The 11,943-nt window shown below is 69.8% G+C and carries 7 protein-coding genes; 6 read left to right on the top strand and 1 reads right to left on the bottom strand.

The genetic code is table 11. The features are described 5' to 3' along the window. Nucleotides 1–750: 750 nt before the first annotated feature. From BGM09_RS19550 to BGM09_RS37860, 4 genes are all read left to right on the top strand, one after another. On the top strand, nucleotides 751–1,404 hold the full coding sequence (locus tag BGM09_RS19550; protein WP_188282932.1) for a PadR family transcriptional regulator: 654 nt from the start codon (nucleotides 751–753) through the stop codon (nucleotides 1,402–1,404). Between the two features lie 23 nt (nucleotides 1,405–1,427). Next, nucleotides 1,428–2,510 (top strand): inositol-3-phosphate synthase, encoded by a 1,083-nt coding sequence (locus tag BGM09_RS19545; protein ID WP_188282931.1) that lies wholly within the window; start codon nucleotides 1,428–1,430, stop codon nucleotides 2,508–2,510. Between the two features lie 164 nt (nucleotides 2,511–2,674). Next, nucleotides 2,675–3,943, top strand: coding sequence for an MFS transporter (locus BGM09_RS19540; RefSeq protein WP_188282930.1), 1,269 nt, complete (start codon nucleotides 2,675–2,677; stop codon nucleotides 3,941–3,943). Nucleotides 3,944–3,986: 43 nt separating this feature from the next. Then, nucleotides 3,987–4,844 (top strand): hypothetical protein, encoded by an 858-nt coding sequence (locus BGM09_RS37860; RefSeq protein ID WP_223187283.1) that lies wholly within the window; start codon nucleotides 3,987–3,989, stop codon nucleotides 4,842–4,844. A 97-nt stretch (nucleotides 4,845–4,941) separates the two neighbouring features. Here the strand turns inward: BGM09_RS37860 and BGM09_RS19530 are convergent, their stop codons facing one another. Further along, on the bottom strand, nucleotides 4,942–6,357 hold the full coding sequence (locus BGM09_RS19530; protein WP_317452785.1) for a CCA tRNA nucleotidyltransferase: 1,416 nt from the start codon (nucleotides 6,355–6,357) through the stop codon (nucleotides 4,942–4,944). 349 nt (nucleotides 6,358–6,706) lie between these two features. Between BGM09_RS19530 and BGM09_RS19525 the strand changes: the two genes are divergently transcribed. Continuing rightward, nucleotides 6,707–9,064 (top strand): DUF6049 family protein, encoded by a 2,358-nt coding sequence (locus BGM09_RS19525; RefSeq protein ID WP_188282928.1) that lies wholly within the window; start codon nucleotides 6,707–6,709, stop codon nucleotides 9,062–9,064. A gap of 68 nt (nucleotides 9,065–9,132) precedes the next feature. Continuing rightward, on the top strand, nucleotides 9,133–11,655 hold the full coding sequence (murJ, locus tag BGM09_RS19520) for a murein biosynthesis integral membrane protein MurJ (protein ID WP_223187282.1): 2,523 nt from the start codon (nucleotides 9,133–9,135) through the stop codon (nucleotides 11,653–11,655). Nucleotides 11,656–11,943: the final 288 nt, after the last annotated feature.

Genomic DNA, 11,943 nt, shown 5'->3' with positions numbered 1-11,943 from the left:
CGTGTCCGGCGGCGAGATTCTTGGCGACGAGAGTGGCACTCATAAGAGGGCGGAGTTTATCGGGTGCGGCGGGAGGCGGGGCCGTGCGGGGCACGGGGTCGGGTGCGGGGTCGGGTGGAGGGCCGGGGGGAGGGCCGGGAGGTCGGCCGGGCACGGCGCCCGGGGTACCGCCGGGCGGCGTACCGCCACTGGGCATACCGCTACGGGAACCGGCGGGGGGGCCGCCGGCCGCGCTTCGGCCGCCTGACGCAGGGGGCGTCGGCTGCTGTCCCCCGCGCCTGGCGGCAGCACGGCCGCCGGAGGGCGACTGCGGCGGCTTGCGACGGTGCTCGCTCATGAACAGCTACTCCTCGACAGGCGGGATCGCCTGCAGGCATCGATGACATTCCGGTCTGTCCCCCTGAGTGCGGCTGTGTCAGGCCGCACTGCACCCAGGACCAAGACGCACGCCGACGTCCCAGGGTTCCCGGTGCTCTGCATGGCGAACAGAGTACGCACGGTCAAAAGACGCACGGTGCGAGCGTTCATCACATAACGGACGGTTGACGCCTCACAGGTTTCATGTTGTGACACCCGCTGTGACGCCGGTCACCGCGGCCCGCCTTGCATGATGTGTCGAACCGTTCTATCGTCCCGATGTATCGACTCGATACATCGCACCGACACATCGCTCCGATGCATCGTGCGGAGGCATCGGGTCGGCACACAGTACGGGACAGCGGCGACCGGCCGGAACGAGGGGACGAGGGATTGAGCAAGCGCTCCGGAATCCTCGAATTCGCGGTTCTCGGTCTGCTGCGCGAGTCCCCTATGCACGGCTACGAGCTGCGCAAGCGGCTCAACACCTCGCTCGGGGTGTTCCGCGCCTTCAGCTACGGCAGTCTTTATCCGTGCCTGAAGACGCTGGTCATCCAGGGGTGGCTGATCGAGGAGTCGGTGGTGGACAGCGATCCGCCCGCGACACCCCTCGCAGGCCGCCGGGCGAAGATCGTCTACCGGCTGACGGCCGCGGGCAAGGAGCACTTCGAGGAGCTGCTCGCCCACTCCGGCCCTGACGCCTGGGAGGACGAGCACTTCGCCGCTCGCTTCGCCTTCTTCGGGCAGACGTCGAAGGACGTCAGGATGCGGGTCCTCGAGGGGCGGCGCAGCCGCCTCGAGGAACGGCTGGAGAAGATGCGCGCCTCACTCGTGCGCACCCGCGAACGGCTCGACGACTACACGCTCGAGCTCCAGCGGCACGGCATGGAATCGGTGGAGCGCGAGGTCCGCTGGCTCAATGAGCTGATCGAGACCGAGCGGGCCGGACGCAGCACCACGCGCCCGGAATCCGAGCACGCCGAGCAGGACACACACGACAACAACCAAGAGAACGGCGGCCGACCCGAAAACCGGGGAACCGCGTGACGATTACACAGGGAGCAACCGGTATGGGTTCGGTTCGCGTAGCCATCGTTGGCGTAGGCAACTGCGCCGCGTCGCTGGTGCAGGGTGTCGAGTACTACAAGGACGCCGACCCGGACAGCAGGGTGCCTGGTCTCATGCACGTGCAGTTCGGCGACTACCACGTACGTGACGTCGAGTTCGTGGCCGCCTTCGATGTCGACGCGAAGAAGGTCGGCCTCGACCTCGCGGACGCCATCGGCGCCAGCGAGAACAACACCATCAAGATCTGCGACGTCCCGCAGAGCGGCGTGACCGTCCAGCGCGGCCACACCAACGACGGTCTCGGCAAGTACTACCGAGAGACGATCGAGGAGTCCACCGAGGCCCCGGTCGACATCGTCCAGATCCTCAAGGACCGCCAGGTCGACGTCCTCGTCTGCTACCTGCCCGTCGGCTCCGAGGTCGCGGCCAAGTACTACGCGCAGTGCGCCATCGACGCGAAGGTCGCCTTCGTCAACGCCCTCCCGGTCTTCATCGCCGGCACCAAGGAGTGGGCGGACAAGTTCACCGAGGCCGGTGTGCCGATCGTCGGTGACGACATCAAGTCCCAGGTGGGCGCCACCATCACGCACCGCGTGATGGCGAAGCTCTTCGAGGACCGCGGTGTCCTGCTGGAGCGCACCATGCAGCTCAACGTGGGCGGCAACATGGACTTCAAGAACATGCTCGAGCGCGAGCGCCTGGAGTCCAAGAAGATCTCCAAGACGCAGGCCGTCACCTCGCAGATCGTGGACCGTGACCTGGGCGCCAAGAACGTCCACATCGGCCCGTCGGACTACGTGCAGTGGCTGGACGACCGCAAGTGGGCGTTCGTGCGCCTCGAGGGCCGCGCCTTCGGTGACGTCCCGCTGAGCCTGGAGTACAAGCTGGAGGTCTGGGACTCCCCGAACTCCGCCGGTGTCATCATCGACGCGCTGCGCGCGGCGAAGATCGCCAAGGACCGCGGTATCGGCGGCCCGATCCTGTCGGCGTCCTCGTACTTCATGAAGTCCCCGCCGGTGCAGTACTTCGACGACGAGGCCCGCGACAGCGTGGAGAAGTTCATCCGCGGCGAGGTCGAGCGCTGACCGGCTGAGCCGGACAACGCCGCGGCACGCGGCACGCGGCACGGCGCCATGGCGTCACCGCGTCACCGCGGGACCGCACCATCGCAGGACGGCATCACCGCAGTACCAAGGAAAGGCCCCGGGTCGCGTGCCCGGGGCCTTCCGCGTCATGTGAGGCTGTGACCATGGCTGTTGTGCGCGATCTTCGCGTGCTGCTGCGGCTGTCGGGCTTCCGGCGGCTGCTCGCGGTGCGTCTGCTGTCCCAATTCTCCGACGGCGTCTTCCAGGTCGCGCTGGCCGCCTATGTCGTCTTCTCACCCGAGAAACAGACCTCGCCCGGCGCCATCGCCTCCGCCATGGCCGTACTGCTGCTGCCGTACTCGCTGCTCGGCCCGTTCACCGGGGTACTGCTCGACCGCTGGCGGCGCAGGCAGGTGCTGCTCTCCTGCAATCTGCTGCGTGCGGTGCTGTCCTGCGGGACGGCCGCGCTGATCCTGCTGCACGTGCCGGACTGGCTGTTCTATCTCTCCGCCCTGTCGGTCACCGCCGTCAACCGCTTCGTACTCGCGGGGCTGTCCGCCGCGCTGCCGCGGGTCGTGGACGAGGAGCGGCTGGTGATCGCCAACTCGCTGTCCCCGACCGCCGGGACGCTCGCGGCGACCGCCGGCGGCGGTGTCGCCTTCGTCGTGCACCTCTTCCTGCCCGAGGGCGCCGGGGCCAACGCGGCGACCGTGCTGCTCGGCGCGGGCGTCTATCTCGTGGCGGGGCTGTCCGCGCTGACGCTGGGCCGCGACCGGCTCGGTCCCGATCCCTCCGAGGTGCCGCCGCGGCTGCGCACGGCGCTCGCGGGCACCGCGCAGGGCCTGGCCGCCGGGTGGCGGCATCTGCGCCAACGGCCCGCGGCGCGGCGGGCGATGGGCGCGGTGACGGCGATGCGGTTCTGCTACGGCGCCCTGACCGTCACCTTGCTGATGCTCAGCCGCTACACCTGGTCCGACCCCTCGGACACCGACGCGGGCCTCGCCCTGCTCGGCCTGGCGGTCGGCCTGTCCGCGGCCGGATTCTTCATCGCGGCGGTCTTCACCCCGTGGGCCACCGGCCGCTTCGGCACCGGCGGCTGGATCACCGTGTGCGCCGCCGCGTCCGCCGTGCTGCTGCTCCCGCTGGCGCTCCCGTTCGCCGTCGGACCGATGATGGTCGCGGCCTTCGTGCTGGGCTTCACCATGCAGGGCGCGAAGATCGCCACCGACACCGTGGTGCAGACCGACGTCCAGGACTCCTACCGCGGGCGCGTCTTCTCCCTCTACGATGTCGCCTTCAACGTCGCCTTCGTAGGCGCCGCCGCGGTCTCCGCCCTGATGCTGCCGCCCGACGGTCGTTCCCCAGCGCTGATCACCGCCCTAGCCCTGCTCTACGCCGGGGTGGCCGCCACGATGACCCGACTTCGCACCTGACCCCGGCGTCGCGCCGGGACGCACACCACACATGGGGGAAATCGTGGCTACTCCGCCACCTCCTGGCCGCAATCCCTACGGCCAGCCGTACGCACAGCAGACAGCACCGCCTCCGCCCGCGCCTCCGCAGCAGGGCCAGAATCCGTACGGACAGAACCCGTACGGCCAGAACCCCTATGGGCAGAATCCGTACGGCCAGGGCCAGCCGAGCCAGAACCCGTACGGGCCGCCGCAGGGTCAGGGGCAGCAGCCGTTCGGCTACCCGCAGACCGGGCCGCAGACGGCGCCGGACGGCAGCCCCGCGTGCACCTTCTGCGGGGGCTTCCCCGCCGTGCAGGCCACCGTCCGCGGCCACCAGGGCTTCCTGATCATCATGCGCTTCCTGAAGCGGCGGGCGAACTACTGCCGCACCTGCGGGATAGCCACGCACCGCGAGATGACCACCAAGACGCTGTGGCAGGGCTGGTGGGGCCTCGGCTCGTTCGTCATCACGCCGATCACGGTGCTGATCAACCTCGGGCCGCGCGGCAGGTTCAACAAGCTGCCCGCGCCGAGCGGCGGCTTCGGACCGCCCATGAACCCGGGCAAGCCGATCTTCCTACGGGGCGGCGCGTACGTCATGCTGGCGCCGCTGCTGGTGCTCGCCATCATCATCGCGGGAGTCGCCGTGGGCGGAAGCGGCGCGAATTCGGCGTCCGCCGGTGACTGCGTCAGCAAGAACGGCTCCGACTCCAAGCCGAATCTGAAGGTCGTCGACTGCACGTCGGACTCGGCCGCGTACCGCGTCGTGGAGCGGCACGGTGGCAACCACTACGGGGACGCCTGCTCCGAGAGCTACGCCGAGTACGACCACTCGGGGCCCGGCGGCGACTACGCGCTCTGCCTGACGCGCGTGAACTGACGCCGATGTTCCACGTGGAACATCGCGTTCGGTGAGACGACGGAGGGGCGATGTTCCACGTGGAACATCGCCCCTCCGTCGTTTCACGCCGCCGTTCTCACCGCTGCTCGGACCACCACGTCCTGAGGGCGGCGATCGCCTCGTCCTCGGTCATCGGGCCGTTCTCCAGCCGGAGTTCCAGCATGTGCTGGTACGCCTTGCCGACCAGGGGGCCGGGGGGGACACCCAGGATCGACATGATCTGGTTGCCGTCGAGGTCGGGCCGGATCGCGTCCAGCTCCTCGCGCTCCTGGAGTTCGGCGATGCGCGCTTCGAGAGCGTCGTAGGTACGGGACAGGGCGGCTGCCTTGCGCTTGTTGCGGGTCGTGCAGTCCGAGCGGGTCAGCTTGTGCAGCCGGGAGAGCTGCGGGCCCGCGTCGCGGACGTAGCGGCGTACGGCCGAGTCGGTCCACTCGCCGCTGCCGTATCCGTGGAAGCGCAGGTGCAGTTCGACCAGCCGGGAGACGTCCTTCACCAGATCGTTGGGGTACTTGAGCTGGGTCAGCCGGGCCTTGGTCAGCTTCGCGCCCACCATCTCGTGGTGGTGGAAGGAGACCCGGCCGTCGGTCTCGAAGCGGCGGGTCTTCGGCTTGCCGATGTCGTGCAGCAGCGCGGCCAGCCGCAGCACGAGGTCGGGCCCGTCGGTCTCCAGGTCGATCGCCTGCTCCAGCACGGTCAGCGAGTGCTCGTAGACGTCCTTGTGCCGGAAGTGCTCATCCCGCTCAAGGCGCAGCGCGGACAGCTCGGGCAGCACCAGATCGGCGAGCCCGGTGTCGACCAGCAGCCGCAGCCCCTTGCGCGGGTGGTCGGACAGGACCAGCTTGTTCAGCTCGTCCCTGATCCGCTCGGCGGAGACGATCCCGATCCGGTCGGCCATCGCCGACATCGCGGCGACCACCTCGGGCGCGACCTCGAAGTCGAGCTGCGCGGCGAAGCGGGCGGCCCGCAGCATCCGCAACGGGTCGTCGGAGAACGACGACTCCGGGGTGCCGGGCGTACGCAGCAACCGGGCCGCCAGATCGTCCAGACCCCCGTACGGATCGACGAAGTCGCCCTCGGGGACCGCGACCGCCATCGCGTTCACCGTGAAGTCCCGGCGGACCAGGTCGTCCTCGATGGTGTCGCCGTAGGACACCTCCGGCTTGCGCGAGGTCCGGTCGTACGCCTCGGAGCGGTACGTCGTCACCTCGATCTGGAAGCTGTCCTTCATCGCGCCGACCGTGCCGAAGGCGATGCCGACCTCCCACACCGAGTCCGCCCACGACCGCAGGATCTTCAGTACCTGCTCGGGGCGGGCGTCGGTGGTGAAGTCGAGGTCGTTGCCGAGCCTGCCCAGCAGGGTGTCCCGGACAGAGCCACCGACGAGGGCGAGCCGGAATCCGGCGTCGCGGAATCGGTGGCCGAGTTCCTCGGCGACGGGCGCGACCCGGTGGCGGGCCTGCGGGGTCTGAGCGGCGTTGTTGGCATTCGGCACAACGCAAAAGGGTACGGGTCCGCGGAGCCCACGGCTGCCGGGTTTCCCCGCAGGACCGCATCCCGGGCGCACAGGGCGCGCGTCCCGAGGGCATACCGCCCGGTTCCGGACCTCGGCGGACATCGGCCGGACCCCGGCCGGACCCCGACTGGACCCCGGCTGGGCATCAGCCAGGCATCGGCTGGACCCCTGCCAGATCTCGACTGGGCCGCATCGGGCCTCTTCCCCGGACTCCGCAGCACTTTGGCACAGCGCCGATCGTTAACATGCCAGCACGCACATCAGATGGGCGGACCGACGACCACCGTCGCCCGCCCGTCGACATCCGACACGAGGGACGGGCGAACGCGTGGGCGAGGCGGCACAGGCACCCGGAGGACCCCCGTCGGCGCGCTCGCCGCGTCTGCTGCGGGCGGTCGCCCTGATCGCCACGGGCACGCTGCTCACCGGGCTGCTCCAGGTCGTCCAGACGCTCCAGGCGCCGGGCGCGCAGGCCGCCGTCGGCAGCGGATCGCGCACCGCCGCGGTGACGCTGAACAAGGTCGACCCCCGCGTCCCCGCCAAGGACGGCTCCGTCACCGTGTCCGGCACGGTGACCAACAACGGCAAGACGACGATCACCGGCGCCCGGATGGGCGTCAGGATCGCCCCGGACGGCCCCCTGACGTCCCTCAGCGCGATGAAGAGCGCCCAGGACCGTACCGGTTACACCAGCTACCTGGACGGCTCGGAGATCGACGGACACACGGTCGACCTCCCGAAGATCTCGGCCGGGCAGAGCCTGCCCTTCTCCCTCAAGGTCCCGGTGAAGTCCCTGGGCTTCGACGCCTCGGGCGTCTACCAGCTCGGCGTGGCGCTGGACGGCGAGACGTCCGCGGAGCCCGGCGAGCACGTCCTGGGCATCAAGCGCACCTTCCTGCCCTGGTACGACACCAACACCACCACCGCGAAGGCGACGCAGATCACGTACCTGTGGCCGCTCACCGACCGGCCGCACGTGGCCGCCCGCGGTGACACCGACTCCCAGCAGAGCCCGATCTTCCTCGACGACGACCTCGCCAAGGAGCTGGCCCCCGGCGGGCGGCTCCAGGTGATGGTGGACCTGGCCAAGTCGCTGCCGGTGACCTGGATCATCGATCCCGACCTGCTCGCCTCGATCGACTTCATGACCAAGCCGTACCGGGTCGCCGGTCCCGGCGGCGACGTCACCAACACCACAGAGGGCACCGGTGGCGCGGTCGCCAAGGCGTGGCTGAACTCGCTCAAGAGCGCTGTCGCGGGCGACCAGGTGATCGCGCTGCCGTTCGCCGACACCGACCTGGCCTCCGTCGCGCACAACGGCCTGCGCGTGCCCGGCACCCTCAACCACCTCAAGACCGCGTCAGAACTGGGCGTGAGCACCCTCGACACCGTCCTCGGCGTTCAGGCCACCTCCGACGTGGCCTGGCCGGTGGACGGGGCCGTCGACCCCGACATCGTCTCGGTCGCCCGTACCGGCGGCGCGAAGCGGATCGTCGCCCGCAGCGACAGCGTCAGCGAGAGCGATTCGCTCAGCTACACGCCCAACGCTGCCCGCCCGATCGGCCACGGGGTGACCGCGGTGGTCGCCGACGCCCCGCTGTCCACCGCCTTCGAGGGCGACATGCTGCGCGCGGAGACCGCCGATCTCGCCGTGCAGGACTTCATCGCGCAGACCCTGATGATCACCATGCAGGCGCCGGAGAAGCAGCGCACCATTCTGGTCGCCCCGCAGCGGATGCCCACGGTCTCGCAGGCGCAGGCGATGGCCGAGGCGATCGGCACCGTCGGCACGAGCCCGTGGGCCGCCAGCGTCGGCTTCGACACCGCCGCCAAGGCCAAGGCCGACCCGGACGCCAACCGCAAGGTGCCGTCGACGAAGAAGTACCCGAAGGCGCTGCGCAGGCACGAGCTGTCCGTGGGCGCCTTCCAGCAGCTCAGCGAGACGCAGACCCATCTCAACGACTTCGTCACCATCCTCACCCGCAAGGACAAGGTGACGGTGCCCTTCGGCAACTCGGTGCTGCGCGCCATGTCGGCCGGCTGGCGCGGCGACCCCGCGGACGCGACCGAATTCCGCGGTTCGATCGGCGGCTACCTCCAGGACCTGATCAACGCGGTCCGCATCCTGCCCAAGACCACCCTCACCCTCTCCGGCCGCAGCGGGACCATTCCGGTGACGGTGAAGAACGAGCTGAACCAGCCGATCACCAACCTTGTGCTGCGTCTCACGTCGAACACCGACATCCGGCTGGAGATCAAGGACCCGCAGCAGCCGATCGCGATCGACGGCGGCCACACCCGTACCCTGAAGTTCCAGACGTCGGCGAGCGCGAACGGCAAGGTCAGGGTCACCGCGGCGCTCTTCACCGCGCAGGGCGTCCTCTACCGCAACAGCAACGCCGTCGAGTTCGACGTCAAGATCACCAAGGTCACCGATCTGGTGATGCTGATCATCGCCGCCGGTCTGCTGCTTCTGGTGCTCGCGGGCGTTCGCATCTACCGTCAGCGGAAGCGGCAGGCAGCCGCGGACAGCGGTGGAGACGGCGGGGACGGTGAGGACGGGGACAACGGCGGCGGACAGGAGGACGGTGATCCGGGGCAGCCGGGTGACCCTGGCACTGACACCGAGGACACCGGTCGGGAAAGCGTTGAGCTGTCCCCGACGGGTGAGAAGGTGGAGGGATAGCCGGCGGACAATAAGGTGGGGCACTGATGAACGCGCCGTATGACGGTGATCGCGACTCTGCGGGCCAGATGCCTCCATCGCCCGAGCAGCGTCCCTCACCCCCTGACCCGTATCTGCAGAACACCTACGCCTACGACCCGTACCAGCAGCAGGACCCCACCGCGCAGGACCCGGTGGGCGAGGCGCTGTACGACCGCGCCGCGCACCCGCCGCCGCCGTACGGGCAGGAGTATCCGCAGCAGCAGCCTTCGGCGTACCCCCAGATGCCGTACGGCGACAACTCCGCGACCCAGTACGTCGGCGTGGACGACCTGGTCGGCGGGTCGCCCCAGGGGCAGCAGGGCGGTCAGGGCCAGCAGGGCCAGCAGGAGCCGGGGTACGACGCGTTCGAGCACCTCTTCCGCGACCAGCGCTCCGGCGCCGCGCCCCCGCAACAGCCCCAAGCCCCGCAGGCACCTCAGGCCCAGCAGCCGCAACAGGGGTACGCGCCGCCGCAGGACCCCAGGCAACAGCAGCAGCCGGGACCCGCCCAGTACCAGCAGCCGCAGCACCCCCAGCAGGGGTACGCGTACCCGCAGCAGCAGCCACAGCAGGGCTACGGCTATCCGCCGCAGCACCAGCAGCAGCAGGCGCCCGGCTACCCGGACCCGGCGGCGTACGGGCACTCGCCCGCGCCCGCGGACAACGCCGAGACGGGGTACGCCGAGCCCGCGTACGAGAATCCGGCGTACGGGCAGGCCGCTTACCAGGACCAGCGGTACGCCGACCCGCGGTACGGCTACGCGAATCTGCCGTACCCGAACCAGCAACAGCAGCCCGTGCAGTACGCGTACACGCCCTCGTACATCGGCGAGCCGGTGTCCGCGCTGGACGCCACCGGGCAGATCCCGATCATCCCGGCCGCGCCGCCGATGGCCGCCAGGCCGCCGCGCGCGGCGGAGGCCACCTCCAGCACGCGCGCGGGCAACATCCTCAAGTCCAGCGCGCTGATGGCCGCGGGCACCCTGGTGTCCCGCCTCACCGGCTTCGTCCGCACCCTGGTGATCGCCGCCGCGATCGGCGTGGCGACCCTCGGCGACTCGTACGCCGTCGCCAACACGCTGCCGACGATGATCTACATCCTCACCATCGGCGGCGGCCTGAACTCCGTCTTCGTCCCGCAGCTCGTCCGCGCGATGAAGGACGACGACGACGGCGGTACGGCGTACGCGAACCGGCTGCTGACGGTCGTGATGGTGGTGCTCGGCGGCATCGTGGCCGTCACCGTGATCGCGGCGCCGCTGCTGATCCGGCTGATGTCCGCGAAGATCGCCGACAACCCCGACACGTACGACATCGCCATCACCTTCGCCCGCTACTGCCTGCCGACCATCTTCTTCATGGGCGTGCACGTGGTGATGGGCCAGGTGCTCAACGCGCGCGGCAAATTCGGCGCGATGATGTGGACTCCGGTCCTCAACAACATCGTGGTGATCTTCAGCTTCGGCATGTTCATCTGGGTGTACGGCGCCTACAGCACCACCCGGATGGACGCGACGACCATCACTCCCGAGGGCGCGCGGCTGCTCGGCATCGGCACGCTGCTCGGTCTGACCGTGCAGTCGCTGGCGATGCTGCCGTATCTGCGGGACGCGGGCTTCAAGTTCCGGCCGCGCTTCGACTGGCGCGGCCACGGTCTCGGCAAGGCCGCCAAGCTCGCCAAGTGGACGTTCTTCTTCGTGCTGGCGAACCAGGCGGGCCTGATCGTCGTCACCCAGCTCGCCACCTGGGCGGGCGCCAACGCCGACAAGAGCGGCAACCAGGGCACCGGCATCACGGCGTACAACAACGCGCTGCTGATCTGGCAGATGCCCCAGGCGATCATCACCGTCTCGGTGATGGCCGCGGTGCTGCCGCGGATCTCGCGGGCCGCGGCGGACAACGACATCTCCGCGGTGCGCGACGACATCTCCTACGGTCTGCGCACCTCGGCGGTGGCCATCGTGCCCGCCGCCTTCGCCTTCCTGGCCCTGGGCGTCCCGATGTGCAGCCTGCTCTACGCGAGCACCGGCGCCGGTTCCGCGCGCAACATCGGATTCATCCTGATGGCCTTCGGCGCCGGACTGATCCCCTTCTCGGTGCAGTACGTGATCCTGCGCGGGTTCTACGCCTTCGAGGACACGCGCACGCCCTTCTACAACACGGTCATCGTGGCCGCGGTCAACGCGGCGGCGGCGGCCATCTGCTTCGTGGTGCTGCCCTCCCGCTGGGCCGTGGTCGGCATGGCCGCCGCGTACGGTCTCGCGTACGCCGTGGGCGTCGGGGTGGCCGCCAAGCGGCTGCGCTCGCGGCTCGACGGCGACCTGGACGGCAAGCGGGTGGTACGCACCTACGCCCGTCTGACCGGCGCCTGCGTGCCCGCCGCGCTGATCGCGGGGCTGGCCGTCTACGCCGTGCTCGGGGCGCTGGGCAGCGGCGCCGTGGGCTCGCTCGCCGCGCTCGTGGTGGGCGGCGGCCTGCTGCTCGGAATCTTCCTCTTCGCGGCCAAGCGGATGAGGATCGAGGAGATGACCGCCATGATCGGCATGGTGCGAGGACGGCTCGGGCGCTGAACGAACCACCGTCGCGAAGCGGCGGGCAACCATCCCGGTTCCCTGTGTGTCGTGCATAGAGCCGGACTGTGGGCACAATTGTCATCGGCTCGATGTGGGATCGCGCAATGGATGGGGAGGCAGGAACGACGGTGGCGGATCGGAGCACGGCCGCCGTCGGAGTGGCCAATGAGGGTGGCGAGCCCCCGCTCGCCGCCCAGCAGGACGGCGCCACATCCGACGGGACGACGACGGACGACCAGACCAGCAACAGCGCCGACTCCGGCACACGATCCCAGGACGGGTCGG

This window comes from Streptomyces sp. CBMA29 (assembly GCF_014596445.1).
Classification (GTDB): Bacteria; Actinomycetota; Actinomycetes; order Streptomycetales; family Streptomycetaceae; genus Actinacidiphila.
Note: the sequence above shows the minus strand (reverse complement) of the source record. Positions and strands in the feature narration are given on the sequence as shown.

Coding starts and splice junctions, on each gene's coding strand:
- BGM09_RS19545 (WP_188282931.1), top strand. CDS start 1,428: ATGGGTTCGGTTCGCGTAGCCATCGTTGGCGTAGGCAACTGCGCCGCG.
- BGM09_RS19540 (WP_188282930.1), top strand. CDS start 2,675: ATGGCTGTTGTGCGCGATCTTCGCGTGCTGCTGCGGCTGTCGGGCTTC.
- murJ (WP_223187282.1), top strand. CDS start 9,133: ATGCCTCCATCGCCCGAGCAGCGTCCCTCACCCCCTGACCCGTATCTG.